The sequence below is a fragment of the Corynebacterium sp. HMSC06G04 genome (assembly GCF_001807365.1).
Lineage (GTDB): Bacteria > Actinomycetota > Actinomycetes > Mycobacteriales > Mycobacteriaceae > Corynebacterium > Corynebacterium simulans.
In genome coordinates, this window is the sequence record NZ_KV788623.1 from 190,327 (window position 1) to 205,343 (window position 15,017).

At 59.0% G+C, this 15,017-nt stretch carries 14 protein-coding genes; 11 read left to right on the plus strand and 3 right to left on the minus strand.

The genetic code is table 11. The features are described from left to right. Positions 1-11 precede the first annotated feature (11 nt). From HMPREF3158_RS10175 to secG, 11 genes are all read left to right on the plus strand, one after another. Positions 12-1,316: a bifunctional 3,4-dihydroxy-2-butanone-4-phosphate synthase/GTP cyclohydrolase II gene (locus HMPREF3158_RS10175; protein ID WP_061922301.1), complete on the plus strand. Its 1,305-nt coding sequence runs from the start codon at positions 12-14 to the stop codon at positions 1,314-1,316. Between the two features lie 19 nt (positions 1,317-1,335). After that, positions 1,336-1,815, plus strand: coding sequence for a 6,7-dimethyl-8-ribityllumazine synthase (gene ribH / locus HMPREF3158_RS10180; RefSeq protein WP_061922304.1), 480 nt, complete (start codon positions 1,336-1,338; stop codon positions 1,813-1,815). A gap of 30 nt (positions 1,816-1,845) precedes the next feature. Next, a complete protein-coding gene (locus HMPREF3158_RS10185; protein ID WP_061922307.1) occupies positions 1,846-2,400 on the plus strand; it encodes a PH domain-containing protein in 555 nt (184 codons plus the stop codon). Positions 2,401-2,403: 3 nt separating this feature from the next. Beyond that, positions 2,404-4,455, plus strand: a complete 2,052-nt coding sequence (gene uvrC / locus HMPREF3158_RS10190; RefSeq protein WP_061922310.1) for an excinuclease ABC subunit UvrC — start codon at positions 2,404-2,406, stop codon at positions 4,453-4,455. 45 nt (positions 4,456-4,500) lie between these two features. After that, positions 4,501-5,373: an RNase adapter RapZ gene (gene rapZ, locus HMPREF3158_RS10195; protein ID WP_141741039.1), complete on the plus strand. Its 873-nt coding sequence runs from the start codon at positions 4,501-4,503 to the stop codon at positions 5,371-5,373. A 50-nt stretch (positions 5,374-5,423) separates the two neighbouring features. Next, the gene (yvcK, locus tag HMPREF3158_RS10200) at positions 5,424-6,392 is read left to right on the plus strand and encodes a gluconeogenesis factor YvcK family protein (RefSeq protein WP_070498424.1); all 969 of its coding nucleotides are present in this window, start codon (positions 5,424-5,426) and stop codon (positions 6,390-6,392) included. A 158-nt stretch (positions 6,393-6,550) separates the two neighbouring features. Then, complete coding sequence (whiA, locus tag HMPREF3158_RS10205; RefSeq protein WP_061922316.1) at positions 6,551-7,540, plus strand: DNA-binding protein WhiA; 990 nt, start codon at positions 6,551-6,553, stop codon at positions 7,538-7,540. A 498-nt stretch (positions 7,541-8,038) separates the two neighbouring features. Continuing rightward, the gene (gap, locus tag HMPREF3158_RS10210) at positions 8,039-9,046 is read left to right on the plus strand and encodes a type I glyceraldehyde-3-phosphate dehydrogenase (RefSeq protein WP_062035115.1); all 1,008 of its coding nucleotides are present in this window, start codon (positions 8,039-8,041) and stop codon (positions 9,044-9,046) included. Between the two features lie 138 nt (positions 9,047-9,184). Then, on the plus strand, positions 9,185-10,402 hold the full coding sequence (gene pgk, locus HMPREF3158_RS10215) for a phosphoglycerate kinase (protein ID WP_070498426.1): 1,218 nt from the start codon (positions 9,185-9,187) through the stop codon (positions 10,400-10,402). A gap of 51 nt (positions 10,403-10,453) precedes the next feature. Further along, positions 10,454-11,233 (plus strand): triose-phosphate isomerase, encoded by a 780-nt coding sequence (tpiA, locus tag HMPREF3158_RS10220; RefSeq protein WP_070498428.1) that lies wholly within the window; start codon positions 10,454-10,456, stop codon positions 11,231-11,233. A 125-nt stretch (positions 11,234-11,358) separates the two neighbouring features. Continuing rightward, positions 11,359-11,595 (plus strand): preprotein translocase subunit SecG, encoded by a 237-nt coding sequence (gene secG, locus HMPREF3158_RS10225; RefSeq protein WP_061922327.1) that lies wholly within the window; start codon positions 11,359-11,361, stop codon positions 11,593-11,595. A gap of 85 nt (positions 11,596-11,680) precedes the next feature. On the opposite strand, the gene pgl is transcribed toward secG, so the two are convergent. Genes pgl through zwf form a run of 3 tightly spaced genes read right to left on the minus strand, consistent with a single transcriptional unit; the run spans position 11,681 to position 14,972 of the window. Further along, the gene (pgl, locus tag HMPREF3158_RS10230; RefSeq protein ID WP_062035109.1) at positions 11,681-12,448 is read right to left on the minus strand and encodes a 6-phosphogluconolactonase; all 768 of its coding nucleotides are present in this window, start codon (positions 12,446-12,448) and stop codon (positions 11,681-11,683) included. Positions 12,449-12,493: 45 nt separating this feature from the next. After that, positions 12,494-13,426: a glucose-6-phosphate dehydrogenase assembly protein OpcA gene (locus HMPREF3158_RS10235; protein WP_062035107.1), complete on the minus strand. Its 933-nt coding sequence runs from the start codon at positions 13,424-13,426 to the stop codon at positions 12,494-12,496. A gap of 13 nt (positions 13,427-13,439) precedes the next feature. After that, positions 13,440-14,972, minus strand: coding sequence for a glucose-6-phosphate dehydrogenase (zwf, locus tag HMPREF3158_RS10240; protein WP_141741040.1), 1,533 nt, complete (start codon positions 14,970-14,972; stop codon positions 13,440-13,442). Positions 14,973-15,017 lie beyond the last annotated feature (45 nt).

A 15,017-nucleotide genomic window follows, 5' to 3' on the forward strand; every position in this document is an offset into this window, starting at 1 on the left:
AGTAAATCCTTATGACCGCAGCAGAATCTTCCGTCAAACTCGACACTGTTGAACAGGCCATTGCTGATATTGCGGCCGGCAAAGCGGTGGTTGTGGTTGACAACGAAGACCGAGAAAACGAAGGCGACCTCATTTTCGCCGCGGAGCTGGCAACCCCAGAACTCGTGGCCTTCATGGTCCGCTACACCTCCGGCTATATTTGTGCGCCGCTGTTGCCAGAAGATTGCGCGCGACTGAACCTGCCGCCGATGATGGCGCTTAACGAGGACGTGCGCGCCACCGCTTACACGGTGACAGTAGATGCAGCGACCGGCACCACGGGAATCTCCGCGGGCTCCCGAGCAGAGACCATCCGGCGCTTGGCTGATCCGACCACCACGGTCTCTGACTTCACCCGTCCGGGTCACGTGGTTCCTTTGAGCGCACGCCCAAGCGGCGTTCTGGAGCGTGATGGACACACGGAAGCTGCGGTAGATCTCGCGCGCTTGGCGGGGCTGCGGCCGGCCGGCGTTTTGTGCGAGATCGTCTCCGAGGAAGACCCCACCGATATGGCGCGTTCGCCGGAACTGCGACGCTTTGCCGATACCCATGGGCTGACCATGATCTCCATCGAGCAGCTCATTGATTGGCGCCGCCACAAGGAAACCCAGATTCGCCGCTCGGTGGCATCGCGCCTGCCCACCGATCACGGCCTGTTCAATGTGCTGGGATACACCCATGACATCGACGGCAACGAGCACATCGCGCTGGTTGCAGGCGACGTCGAGGAGCTTCGCGGCGCGGAAGACGTGCTGGTGCGCGTGCACTCTGAGTGCCTCACGGGTGACGTGTTTGGATCCCGTCGCTGTGATTGTGGCCCTCAGCTCAACGCTTCGCTCAAGGCGGTTCAGGAAGCCGGACGTGGCGTGGTGATTTATCTGCGTGGCCAAGAAGGCCGCGGCATTGGCTTGGTGAACAAGCTGAAAGCCTATCGTTTGCAAGACAAAGGCCTTGACACCGTCGATGCCAATCTCGAGCAGGGCCTGCCCGAAGACGCGCGCGAGTATTCCGTGGCGGGTCAGATTCTGCGGGACCTTGGCATTGCTTCCGTTGTCCTCATGACTAATAATCCGCACAAGGGTGAGGGTTTGGCCGGCTTTGGTGTCGATGCTTCTCAGCACACTACGCTTGCTGTGGAAGCAAACGAGGACAACATCACCTACCTGCGCACCAAGCGTGACCGCATGGGCCATGACCTGCCGCAGGTTGAACACTGGGATATGCAGCATCCAGCAGGTGGTGCCCACGACGCGAATGATGAAGACCACCGCAACTAAGCACTAAGAAAGGTTTCCGATGGCTAAAGAAGGCTTGCCTGAAATTGAATTGGTCCCCGCTGAGGGGATCCGCGTGGCTGTCGTAACCGCGACGTGGAACGCCGAAATCTGCGACCAGCTGCACAAGCGCGCTGTAGAGACTGCTCGTGCATGTGGCGCGCAGGTGACCGAGACTCGCGTGGTTGGGGCACTCGAACTTCCCGTCGTGGTGCAGGCGGCGGCCCGGACCCACGATGCCGTGGTTGCGCTGGGCTGCGTGGTAAAGGGCGGCACCCCGCACTTCGATTACGTGTGTGACTCCGTAACGCAGGGCCTAACCCGCATCGCTCTAGACGAGTCCACTCCGGTGGGCAACGGCGTGCTCACCGTGAACGAGTATTCACAGGCAGTCGATCGCGCAGGCTTTGCCACCTCAGATGAAGACAAGGGCGCGGAGTCGATGGTGGCGGCTTTAGACACGGTATTGAAATTGCGTACACTAGATGGGCTGGCAGGCTAGGCCAGCCTGTAAACCACGAAGAAGGAACTAATGACTGACGCACAAGAATCTGGGGCCCGCGAGACGTCGACACGCACGCAGCTTACCGACGCCGAGGTTCTGGCCTACACCAGTGCGGATCCGTTCGCGCAGACGTCGACGAAGCCGTGGATTTATGAGGCTAAGTCGCAATTTTTGCGCAAGGTGGCCATCGGTTGGGTCATCCTCGTCATGGCTATCCATATTTTCATGGGCCTTACCTTGGATATCTCCTTCACCGGTGCTGCCGTCACCACTATCGATAAGTTCGCTTTCCCCGGCGTGGGCCTGCTTATCTCGGTTCTGTCTTGGCTGGCCCTGACGCGCCCGCGCTTGCGTGCGAATGAAGACGGCGTCGAGGTGCGTAACATCGTAGGTACCCGTTTTTATCCTTGGCAGGTCGTCTACGGACTATCCTTCCCAGAGGGCGAGCGGATGGCGCGCATCGAGTTGCCCGACTTCGAGTATGTGCCGGTTTGGGCACTGCAGGCTGGCGATAAGGCCGCCGTTATCTCGAAGGTTCGCGCTTTCCGCGACCTTGAAGCTAAGTACATGCCGCAGGATTAAAAAGTGGCAGATCCCGCTACCTACCGACCAGCGCCAGGCACTATTCCCACAGAGCCTGGCGTTTATAAGTTTCGTGATGAAAACCGCCGGGTAATTTACGTAGGCAAGGCCAAGAACCTGCGCGCACGTTTGTCCAACTATTTCCAGGACATCACGCAGCTGCATCCGCGCACGCGCCAGATGGTGCTTACCGCTGCGTCGGTGGAATGGACCGTGGTTGCCAGCGAGGTGGAAGCGCTGCAGCTGGAATATACCTGGATTAAGCGCTTCGACCCGCGGTTTAATGTCATGTACCGCGACGATAAGACCTATCCGATGCTTGCGGTATCGGTAGGAGAGATCGTCCCACGCGCCTTCTTTTACCGTGGCCCGCGGCGGAAGGGCGTGCGTTATTTTGGTCCGTATTCCCATGCTTGGGCGGTGCGCGAAACCTTGGACCTGCTCACGCGCGTGTTCCCCATGCGCACCTGTTCCAAGGGCGTCTACAACCGGCACGAGCGCTTGGGCCGTCCGTGTCTATTGGGATATATCGGCAAATGTTCGGCACCGTGTACCGGTGCGGTATCGAAGGCAGATCATAGGGAGACCGTAAATTCGCTGGTTTCCTTTATGAACGGCAATACCTCCGCCGTGACCCGTGAACTAACCCAGCGCATGGAGCAAGCCGCGGAAAACCTCGAGTTTGAGCTTGCTGCACGCCTGCGCGATGACTTAGGCGCAATCAACAAGATTATGGAGCAGCAGGCCGTCGTGTTCAATGACGGAACTGATGCGGATCTCATTGCCTTTAGCTCTGATGAGCTGGAGGCCGCTGTGCAGATCTTCCATGTGCGTGACGGCCGCATCCGTGGCCAGCGCGGCTGGGTCGTAGAACGCTCAGGCGACCAAGCCCCGACGGGGCCGTGGGAAGAAGGCGAAAGCGATCCGGCTTTGCCGGCGTTGATGCAAAACTTCCTGATCCAGTTCTATTCGGATGCGGCAGACCGCGAGCAGCAAGAGATGGAGGAAGACGCTGCTCTTAGCAGGCGCGGTGTGGACCAGGAATCGCATACGGAAACCCGCCGCGGCAACGTGATTCCGCGGGAGATCTTGGTGCAGGCCATGCCGGACGAGTCGGCTGAAGTCATCTCCCTGCTCGAGGATCTGCGTGGGGCGCAGGTGAATATGCGAGTACCGCAGCGCGGCGATAAGCACTCCCTGATGGAGACCGTCGAGCGCAACGCTAAGGAGCAGCTGCGCCAGCACAAGCTCAAGCGCGTCGGTGATCTCACCGCGCGTTCGGCGGCCCTGCAGGACATCCAGGAAGCCTTGGGGATGGACCAGGCGCCGCTGCGCATCGAGTGCACCGATATCTCCCATATTCAAGGCACCGATGTGGTTGCTTCCCTCGTGGTCTTTGAGGACGGTCTGCCACGCAAGGCTGATTACAGGCGTTACCGCATCAAGGAGGCGGCTGGTGAGGGTCGCTCTGATGACGTCGGCTCCATCGCCGAGGTAACTCGCCGCCGTTTCAAGCGCCACAACGAGGACAAGCTCGCCAACCCAGACGAGGAAGTCGAGGAGTCCACCTTCGACGACGAGAATGTGCAGGAAGAATCCGCAGAAGCGGGACGTCGTTTTGCCTACCCGCCGCAGCTATTCATCGTGGACGGTGGCGCTCCGCAGGTTGCGGCAGCGCAAGAGGTATTTGATGAGCTCGGTATCGTGGACGTGACCCTCGTTGGCCTTGCAAAGCGCTTGGAGGAAATCTGGGTCCCGGGTGATGATGAACCGGTTATTCTCCCGCGTAACTCGCAGGCGCTGTACTTGCTACAGCAGATCCGCGACGAGGCACACCGCTTTGCTATTACTTATCACCGCCAGCAGCGTTCCAAGCGCATGCGTTCTTCGGTACTGGATTCGGTGCCGGGCTTGGGGCCGCAGCGCCGCACCGATTTGGTCAAGCATTTTGGCTCGGTGAAAAAGCTCAAGGAAGCCTCGGCGGAGGAGATCGCAGCGGTCAAGGGCTTTGGCCCGAAACTTGCCGGTGTGGTCTATGAACATCTGCATGGTTAAAGAAATTCAGTGTTCTATAAGTCTTCGCGGGCTAAGATGGGCTGCATGACGCACTTAGAATCCCCGCCCATCTTCATCACCGGTATGTCGGGTGGTGGCTTGACCTCCGCAGCCAAAGTCTTGGAGGACAAAGGCTACTACGTTGCCCACAACATCCCGCCGAAGGCCATCATTGATCTTCTCAAGCTGTGCGCGATGGAGGAGACCAAGGTTAAGAAGGTCGCAGCGGTAACTGACGTGCGTTCCCGCATGTTTCCAGGTTCGCTGCTGGAGACCATCGATGAGGTTAGCGAACTCGGCATGAAGCCAACGGTACTGTTTCTCGATGCACGCGACGACGTTTTGATTCGTCGTTTCGATTCCGTGCGCCGTACCCACCCCCTACAGGGCGGCGACACGTTGAAGGCGGGCATTCAGAGGGAGCGAAAAGCTATCGCGCATTCCCGCGAGCGTGCTGACATCATCATCGATACCACCAACCTCTCCATCCATGATCTGCGGCGGGCGATGGAGGCCGCCTTCGGTGATATGCGCAAAGACGTCCAGCACGTCACCGTCGAGTCCTTTGGCTTCAAAAATGGTTCGCCTCGCGATGTAGACCTTGTGCTTGACGTGCGATTCTTGCCCAATCCTTATTGGGTTCCGGAGCTGCGCGGTTACCGCGGCACCGATGAGCCGGTCTCGGATTATGTCTTGGCGCATCCTGCCGCCGAGAAGTTTATTGAGCACTTTCTGGACATGTTTGGGACCATGCTCGAGGGCTATCGTCACGAGGGCAAGAACTTCATCACCGTTGGCGTCGGCTGTACGGGCGGCCACCACCGTTCCGTTGCCGTTGCCGAGGAATTGACCCGGCGCCTGCGTCAGCGCGGAGACCTCGAGGTAAATGCTCTGCACCGCGATATTCAACGCGGCTAGTTTTTCCTGTTTCCTTGCACAATTGACCCGGAAAGCTTATAGATCCACTAATGACTCGACAAACCCACATGGCTTGCCTCGGTGGTGGCCATGGTCTTTATCAAACCCTTCTTGCTGCCCAGATGACGGGCGTGGACAGGATCTCTGCCATTGTTACCGTCGCCGATGACGGCGGCTCTTCAGGGCGCCTGCGCCGTGAGCTGGAAATCATTCCGCCCGGTGATCTGCGCATGGCGCTGGCCGCACTTTCCGATGACACGGAAACTGGCCAAATGTGGGCAGAAACGTTGCAACATCGTTTCCGGGGCAACGGTGCCATGGCAGGGCATGCCGTGGGTAATTTGCTCATCGCTGGCTTGACTGAGGTTCTCGGCGACTATCAGGCGGCCCTGGATAAGGTGGCCCAGCTGACCAATTCCCGCGGCCGCGTGCTGCCGGTGGTCAATCAGCCGCTGGACATCGAGGCGGAGGTCGCCGGGCTTGACGACGATCCCCGCATCATGCGGGCCGTACGCGGCCAAGTGGCGGTGGCTTCCACGCCGGGTCAGGTACGTCGCGTACGCATCCTGCCGGCGCATCCACAGGCCAATCCGAATGCTTTGGCCGCGCTTTCCGATGCCGACCTCATCACCATCGGCCCCGGATCTTGGTTTAGCTCGGTGCTACCGCACGTGCTGGTGCCGGAAATCGTGAACACTGTGAAGAACTCTTCCGCGATGCGCGTGGTTGTGCTGAACCTTTCCGCAGAGCCGGGCGAGACTCAGGGCTTTTCTGCGGAGCGGCATCTCCACGTGTTGGCGCAGCATGCGCCGGAACTGCGCATCGACCGAGTCTTGGTGGATTCCAACGCTATCCCGAGTGAGAGTGAGCGCAGCTATCTGCAGCGCGCCGCCAACGTACTGGGCGCCCAAGCGGTATTCGCTGACGTTAGCCTGCGTGATGAAAACGGAGTGCGTCTAAACAAGCATGATCCACACAAGCTTTCTGCTGCGTTGAAAGGATTGCTCGAGCAAAGCTAGCCTAGTGCGGCCAAGGATTTATCGTGCAGGCTAGACTAGTGTTTCTCTATGTCTGTATAAGGCATTCCGTGCCTGATAGGGCATACCGCGTCTGCGCAGACCTGGTTGGATGATGCTCGGTCTGTACAGCAAGAATCATTGAGAAAGGGGCAAGGACTTTGTCTGCTTCATTGACCGAACAGGTCAAGGATGAACTCACAGCAGTCTCCGTTCCACGCCAGTCCGCTCGTGCCGCGGAAATTTCCGCCATGTTGCGCTTTGCCGGCGAGCTGACCGTAAGCGGGGACCAGATGGCCTACGAAATCGAAGTGGACAATCTGCGCATTGCCGAGCGGCTCATCGAAGCCCTCGATGACCTCTACAGCGTGAAGGCAACCTCGCATGTTGTGGGGCCGGCCGGTTCGCAGAAGAAGTCTCGCGTTCAGCTGCGCGTTGCCTCCGGCGCAAAGGAGCTAACGCGTCGCCTAGGGTTGGTCACTCGTTCGGGCCATCCGGTGGTGGGACTGCCGCCGCAGGTAATCTCGGGCTCTATCGCCGACAACGAGGCCGCATGGAGGGGCGCATTCCTTGCCCAAGGGACGCTGACCGAGCCGGGCCGTTCTTCTACCCTCGAGGTGCTATGCCCTTGCCAAGAGGCCGCGCTGGCTTTGGTGGGCTGTGCACGCCGCCTGGGAATCTCTGCAAAAACCAAGGAAACCCGTGGCGCCGATCGCGTCGTTGTGCGCGATGGCGATGCTATTGGCGCCTTGTTGACCCGCATGGGCGCTCAGGAAACCCGCTTGACGTGGGAGAAGAAGCGCGTCAAGCGCGAGGCGCACGATACCTCGAAGCGCCTGGATAACTTCGATGATGCTAATTTGCGCCGTTCCGCGCGTGCTGCGGTAGCTGCCGCCGCCCGTGTAGAGCGCGCGATGGAAATATTGGGCGACGACGTGCCCGAGCACCTCGCAGATGCGGGCCGCCTGCGCGTCCAGCACCGCGAGGCCTCCTTGGAGGAACTGGGACGCCTGGCTGATCCTCCAATGACTAAGGATGCTGTTGCCGGACGCATCCGGCGCTTGCTTTCCATGGCAGATAAGCGCGCCGAGGAGCTTGATATTCCGGACACCAACGAATCGATCACTGATGATCTTTTTGACGAGTCGTAGACTTTACTAGGTGAAAAAGTTTCTGATTTTCAAGGTTTCGATCAAAGCCTTAGCCGCCAGCCGCCTTGTCCGATCGGACGGGGCGGTTTTGTTCGGGCAAAACAGGCACATTCGGGAGTAGGCGGATACTTTACGCCCAGCATTGCTGCGTCTGGTACCTGCTGGATATGTTTGCTAATCAGGGCTGAGCTGGGGGAGTGATATATCCCACCCCAGGCAACATAAACCAACACATACGGACAAACTCGGGGGTAGTGCAGGGGGTTTTCGGTGCGGATTAGTCATGTGAGCCAAAAATTGTACGCCTGTTTTTGCCTTTCGTCATTACCTGGTTCTAGAAAGCCTCGGGCGGCCCTTTTGCCGCTGCATGCTTGGTGTTTGCTCGGTAGTATCGGCCGTGTTGGGAAAACTCACCGAGGTTCTTCGCACCAAAGACGAACTATAGGAGATGCCTCGGAGCCCACATAACTTTTACTCGATTTATAGAGGAGAAAAACAGTGACCATCCGCGTAGGCATCAATGGGTTTGGCCGCATCGGCCGCAACTTCTTCCGTGCAGTTGCCCAGGGCGACTCCGACCTCGAGGTAGTTGCAGTCAACGACCTCACCGACAACGGCAGCCTGGCAAATCTTCTCAAGTACGATTCCGTTCTCGGCCGCCTCGACGGCGAGATCACCCATGATGACGAGTCCATCACCGTCAACGGCCACCGCATCGCAGTTTCTGCTGAGCGCGATCCAAAGAACTTGAACTGGTCCGAGCACAACGTTGACATCGTTATCGAGTCCACCGGCTTCTTTACCGATGGTGAGGCAGCAAAGGCTCACATCGAGGCTGGCGCTAAGAAGGTCATTATTTCTGCACCGGGCAAGAACGTTGACGGCACCTTCGTCTACGGCGTCAACTCCGACGAATACGACGCTGCAAAGCACAACGTTATTTCCGCAGCTTCCTGCACAACCAACTGCCTGGCACCGATGGCAAAGGTCCTTAACGACAAGTTTGGCATCGAAAAGGGCCTGATGACCACCGTTCACTCCTACACCGGTGACCAGCGCATCCAGGATGCACCACACAAGGACCCACGCCGTGCACGCGCTGCAGCGGTCAACATGGTTCCGACCTCCACCGGCGCTGCAAAGGCAGTTGCACTGGTTCTTCCGGAGCTCGAAGGCAAGCTGGACGGCTACGCAATGCGCGTTCCGACCATCACCGGTTCCGCAACCGACCTGACTTTCACCGCTTCCCGCGACGTCACCGTTGAGGAAATTAACGCTGCAATCAAGGAAGCCGCTGTTGGCGAGTTCGGCGAGACCCTCGCATACACCGAAGACCCAATCGTTTCCACCGACATCATCACCGACCCACACGGTTGCATCTTCGACGCCGGCATGACCAAGGTCTCCAACGGCAACCTCGTCAAGGTCCTTGGCTGGTACGACAACGAGTGGGGCTACACCAACCAGCTCGTGCGCACCACCTCCTTGGTCGCTTCCAAGCTTTAAGCTCGGCGCTTGCAAGTCCTAACTAGAGGCTTGGCTTAGATGTTCTACCGGCTCACGTAATTTCCCGCCCAAGGGTCATGCGTGGGCCGGTAGTCTTGTGTAGAACGTTTTTCAAAGATTTCAATGAAGGAGAATCCAATGGCTTTCAAGACCCTTGATGACCTCATCGCAGAGGGTGTGGGCTCCCGCCACGTCCTCGTACGATCCGACTTCAATGTGCCGCTCGACGAGGAAGGCAACATTACTGACTCCGGACGTATCACCGCATCCCTGCCAACCATCAAGGCACTCGTTGAAGGTGGCGCCAAGGTCATCCTTTCCGCACACTTGGGCCGTCCAAAGGGCGAGGTAAACGAGAAGTACTCCCTGGCGCCGGTAGCAGAGGCTCTTTCTGAGGCACTGGGTCAATACGTAGCGCTTGCTGGCGACGTAACCGGTGAGGACGCACACGAGCGCGCAAATGGTCTTAACGACGGTGACGTCATGCTGATCGAGAACGTGCGTTTTGATGCTCGCGAGACCTCCAAGGATGAGGCTGAGCGCGGCGCTTTCGCTGATGAGCTCGCTGCCTTGGCTGCGGATAACGGCGCCTTCGTCTCCGACGGTTTTGGCGTTGTCCACCGCGCGCAGGCTTCCGTATACGACGTCGCTAAGCGCCTGCCGGCGTTTGCAGGCAAACTCGTGCAGAAGGAAGTCGAGACGCTCGCAGCTGTCGCTGAAAAGCCAGAGCACCCATACGTGGTTGTCCTCGGCGGCGCGAAGGTCTCTGACAAGCTCGGCGTCATCGAAGCGCTGGCAGATAAGGCTGACAAGGTCATCATCGGTGGAGGCATGTGCTACACCCTGCTCGCGGCAAAGGGCTACAACGTTCAGAACTCTCTGCTGCAGGAAGACCAGATCGACAACTGCAAGGACCTGCTCGAGCGCTTCGGTGACAAGCTCGTTCTGCCAGTAGATCTCATCGCCGCTACCGAGTTCAACGCTGATGCGGAAAACAAGGTTGTCGCCCTCGACGGCATCCCAGAGGGCTGGATGTCCCTAGACATTGGACCTGAGTCCGTTAAGGCATTCGACGAGGTTATTGCATCCTCTAAGACCGTATTCTGGAATGGTCCGATGGGCGTATTCGAGATGGAGGCATTCTCCAAGGGCACCGAAGGCGTTGCTAAGTCCATCATCTCTGCCACCGAAAACAACGGCTCCTTCACCGTCGTCGGCGGTGGCGACTCCGCCGCTTCGGTTCGCCTGCTTGGCCTGAATGAAGAGGGCTTTTCCCACATCTCCACCGGCGGCGGCGCATCCCTCGAGTTCCTCGAGGGTAAGGAACTGCCGGGCGTATCCGTTCTGCAGGCATAAGCGCCGCAGTTACACAGGCCTACGCACAAAACCCCGAAAGGAAAATTTTCCATGGCACGTAAACCACTGATTGCCGGTAACTGGAAGATGAACCTGGACCACAAGGAAGCAATCGCCTCCATCCAGAAGTTCGACTTCTCCCTGCCGAAGGACTACTACGACAAGGTCGACGTCGCCTTCATGGTGCCGTTTACTGACCTGCGCACCATGCAGACCCTCTCCGAGGGCGACAAGCTGCTTCTGACCTACGGCGCACAGGACATCTCCAAGCACGATTCTGGCGCCTACACCGGTGAGGTCTCAGGCAAGATGCTCGCATCCTTGGGCTGCAAGTGGGCCGTAGTTGGCCACTCTGAGCGCCGCGAGTACCACGGCGAGACTGACGAGCTCGTATCGGAAAAGGCTGCTGCAGCACTCAAGCACGGCTTGAGCCCGATCGTCTGCGTCGGCGAGCCGCTCGACGTTCGCGAGTCCGGCACCCACGTTGACTACGTGGTCAACCAGACCCGCAATTCCCTCGCAGGCCTGTCCGCTGAGGACTTGTCTAAAACCGTCGTTGCCTATGAGCCTGTCTGGGCCATCGGCACCGGCAAGGTTGCCTCCGCTGACGACGCCCAGGAGGTTTGCGCTGCAATCCGTGCTCTCGTGCGCGAACTTGCGGGCGAAGAGGTGGCAGAAGGCATTCGTATTCTCTACGGCGGTTCCGTCAAGGTTGACTCCGTCGCTGAGATCGTGGGCAAGCCCGACGTCGATGGCGGGCTAGTTGGCGGCGCTTCCTTGGTAGGCGACGAATTTGCCAAGCTCGCTGCGAACGCATCCACCGTTGTCTAAGCACCGAGTCAAGAAATAGGTACTGGATAACCAGCGCTACGCATGTGGGTCGAAGTATTCTTCGGCCCGCGTCGTGGTGTAGAGTAGTCCGGAGTTAATTAATAAATTCTGAGAGGAACGATCCTATGATCTTGGCACTGGAAATCATCTTGGTGATTGCCGCGATCCTCATGTCCATCTTCGTGCTGCTGCACAAGGGCAAGGGCGGCGGACTTTCCAGCCTCTTCGGCGGCGGCGTCCAGTCCAACCTTTCTGGCTCCACCGTCGTGGAGAAGAACTTGGACCGCTACACCATCGTGATGGTCATTATCTGGTTGGCCTGCATCGTAGCACTCAATCTGATCCAGGCATACGCCGTTTAAAGCCTAAGCAGGCTTAAAGAAAGGCCGCGCTTCCTTTACTTTTAAGGAAGCGCGGCCTTTTACTTTTCTGCTTATTCTTCGTTGCTTATTCTTCGATTACCGTCGCGGCGTCGTCGCTTAGGAAAAGAATGGTTTCGCTAGTGCCATGCGCACCGGCTGCAGGCCATTCGATGGCGGGGGAGCCAGCCACGATGTGGGAGGCCGCCTCAGCCTTTTCCTCACCGGAGACCAAGAACCACACACGCTCGGAGCGGTTAACCGCAGGCAGCGTCAGCGTGACTCGCTCTGCTGGTGGCTTGGGAGAGTCGGGGACTGCTACAACGAGGTCTTCTTGTTCCATTACTGCCGCAGAATGCGGGAACATGGAGTTGATGTGGCCCTCGCCGCCCATGCCGAGCAGATGTAGGTCGAAGCCGTTAGGTGCGAACTCCGAAATCTCGCCCGCATAGGCCTTCGCCGCATGTTCCATGGCGATTGCGCCCAAGTCGAGACCGTGAATGTGTTCTTCCGGAACGCCCGCTGCGTGCAGGAGTGCCGCACGGGCCTGGCCCTCGTTGGAATCAGGATCGGAGACTGGAACATTGCGCTCATCGCCAAAGAAAACGTGCACGCGGGTCCAATCGATGGCCAAGGCTGGGTAATCCTCACTCTGCTGCTTCGCAGCGGCATCGAGGCGAGCCAGCTCGCGCAGGGTTCCAATGCCGGCACCACCGCCGGTGAGAACGACGCGCGCCACGCCGTCGTTGTGAAGGCCGCCGCCCGGGGCCTGGACCGACGTGACTACGTCGATGAATTTGCGGGCGGCAGAGGATATGAGTTCGTCTACATCGCTCACGCGGTGAAGAGTGACCATGTGTGTTTGATCCTTAAAAGGGTTATAAAAAATAAAGGTGTACGACTAACTGTAGCCCACGCGTGACAGTGCGCGAAGCGAGTGCGCATATGTCTTGTCAGAGTCGAGGTGGCGCAGGTCCTCAGAGAGGATTTCTGCCTGCGAACGCACGCTCAACGAGACCAGGGAATCCGGGGAACCCGGAACCCGTACGCGGACGGTGCTAGCGTCGACGACGTCGACTGTTACGTGTGAGGATACGCGTTTAAAGCGCAGGGAGTGGATAGGAAACGCCCCCGGCTCCGGGGCGGTCGTGGTCTTCCGGGTTACCGGAACACCCAGGGCGTCGACAAGCCAGCCCGCAGCAAAGTCAGCGGCCGGGCTTTCTGCGGCTCCGCAGACTTCCACGGACTCGACCGGCTCATGTGGGTGGCGGTCAAGCGCCGATGCCACGATGCCGCGCCACAGGGTAATGGCTGCCCAAGACATATCCGAGTCACCCGGGGTATAGCCGCGGGAGAGCTGCATGAGTTCCTCATGGCTCGCCCCATCCCCGTAGGCCACGTTGGTGATCCGGCGCTGCGCCAGCTTGCCGATTGGGCTCTGCGCTGGATTTGCTGGGCACTTGGTGGGCCACCATGCAACCAGTGGCGTATCCGGAAGCAGCAGCGGGATAACCACGGACTCGGACTGCTCAGCTAGGTCGCCGTGCAGGTGCATGACGACGATCTCCGAGGCGCCAGCCTCACCGCCGACGCGCAGCTCGGCATCGAGGTGGGTTTCCTTGTCGCCGGAGCCGGCGATGACGACGAGCACGCGGGAGGGGTGCTCGTGCGAAGCGTCGCGAACGGAGGCTAGGATGCCCTCGATATCGTCTCCCTCGTTAGCGGCAACAATGAGCGTGAGCACGCGGCCAGTGGTTAGCGTGTAGTGCTCCTGCGCTTCAACGAGCTTCTTGGAGATCTTGCGGGTCGTGGTATCAGGCAATGGGATAATCATCGCTGTGGCCTCCTTAAGGGCGACGCCAGGTATGGCCTCGGCGGCGCAGCATCGTGTTGGCGGATTCAGGGCCCCAAGTGCCCGCTGGGTACTCTTCCGGCTGCCCGGCCTTGGCCCAATAGTCAAGAATTGGGTCGAGGATGGACCAGGAGAGCTCGACTTCCTCGTTGGTCGGGAAAAGTGAGGACTCGTCGAGCAAAGCATCGAGGATGAGGCGCTCATAAGCCTCAGGAGATTCCTCGGTGAAGGCCTCTGCGTAGGCGAAGTCCATGTTGACATCGCGGACTTCCATGGTGGAACCCGGCACCTTTGAACCGAAGCGCATTGTTACGCCCTCGTCTGGTTGGACGCGAATGACCACGGCGTTCTGGCCGAGGGCCTCTGCCTGACCGTTGTCGAACGGCTGGTGCGGGGCGGTCTTGAATACCAGTGCGATCTCGGTGACGCGGCGGCCGAGGCGCTTGCCGGTGCGCAGGTAGAAAGGCACACCGGCCCAGCGACGGGAGTTGACCTCAAGGGTGCAGGCCGCATAGGTCTCAGTGGTAGAAGCAGGATCGAATCCGTCCTCCTCACGCAGGCCCCGCACGTACTCGGAGCCCTGCCAACCTGCAGAATACTGGCCGCGGGCGGTGGTCTTGTTCAACGGGTGAACCGCCTGAGTCGCGCGCAAGACCTTGATCTTTTCCGCCTGCAGTGCCTCCGGTTCAAAGGAAGAAGGCTCTTCCATAGCTACGAGGGCGAGCAGCTGCAACAGGTGGTTCTGGATAACGTCGCGGGCGGCGCCGATGCCGTCATAGTAGCCGGCGCGGCCTCCCAAGCCGATGTCCTCTGCCATAGTGATCTGCACATGGTCGATGTAGTGCGCATTCCACATCGGCTCGAAGATCTGGTTGGCAAAGCGCAGCGCCATAATGTTCTGGACGGTTTCCTTGCCAAGGTAGTGGTCAATGCGGAATACGGAAGACTCCGGAAAGACCGTGTTGACAATCTCATTGAGCTCACGAGCAGATGCTTGGTCGTGGCCGAAAGGTTTTTCAATGATGACACGGCGCCAAGAATCGTCAGCGCTGTTGGCCATGCCAACGCGCTCAAGCTGGTGGCAGATGCTGGAGAAGAACTCCGGTGGAACAGAAAGATAATAAGCCCAGTTGCCGCCGGTACCGCGGGAGGAATCTAGCTCCGCCAAGCGTGCGGACAGGGCGTCGAAGCCGGCGTCATCAAAAGCTCCGTGCACGAACTCGATGCCCTGCGCCAGGTGCTGCCAGACATGCTCGTTGAACTTGGTACGGGCGCCTGCCTTGACTGCACCCATCACGTAGTCGCAGAACTCTTGTTTGTTCCAGTCACGGCGGCCATAGCCAACCAAGGTGAAACCAGCGGGCAGGAGGCCGCGGTGTGCAAGGTCGTAGATGGCGGGTAGCAGTTTCTTATAAGCGAGGTCACCGGTTACACCGAAAATCACCATGCCCGAGGGACCGGCGATGCGCGGTAGGCGCTTGTCCTTCGCGTTGCGCAGTGGATTTACCCAGGCGCTCGATTCCGTCACAGGGGGTTCCTTTCCCAATTTAATTCTCCAGCGACACATTCTAGC

Coding starts and splice junctions, on each gene's coding strand:
- pgl (WP_062035109.1), bottom strand. CDS start 12,448: ATGGTCACTCTTCACCGCGTGAGCGATGTAGACGAACTCATATCCTCT.
- tpiA (WP_070498428.1), top strand. CDS start 10,454: ATGGCACGTAAACCACTGATTGCCGGTAACTGGAAGATGAACCTGGAC.
- rapZ (WP_141741039.1), top strand. CDS start 4,501: ATGACGCACTTAGAATCCCCGCCCATCTTCATCACCGGTATGTCGGGT.
- ribH (WP_061922304.1), top strand. CDS start 1,336: ATGGCTAAAGAAGGCTTGCCTGAAATTGAATTGGTCCCCGCTGAGGGG.
- HMPREF3158_RS10185 (WP_061922307.1), top strand. CDS start 1,846: ATGACTGACGCACAAGAATCTGGGGCCCGCGAGACGTCGACACGCACG.
- secG (WP_061922327.1), top strand. CDS start 11,359: ATGATCTTGGCACTGGAAATCATCTTGGTGATTGCCGCGATCCTCATG.
- HMPREF3158_RS10175 (WP_061922301.1), top strand. CDS start 12: ATGACCGCAGCAGAATCTTCCGTCAAACTCGACACTGTTGAACAGGCC.
- pgk (WP_070498426.1), top strand. CDS start 9,185: ATGGCTTTCAAGACCCTTGATGACCTCATCGCAGAGGGTGTGGGCTCC.
- HMPREF3158_RS10235 (WP_062035107.1), bottom strand. CDS start 13,426: ATGATTATCCCATTGCCTGATACCACGACCCGCAAGATCTCCAAGAAG.
- yvcK (WP_070498424.1), top strand. CDS start 5,424: ATGACTCGACAAACCCACATGGCTTGCCTCGGTGGTGGCCATGGTCTT.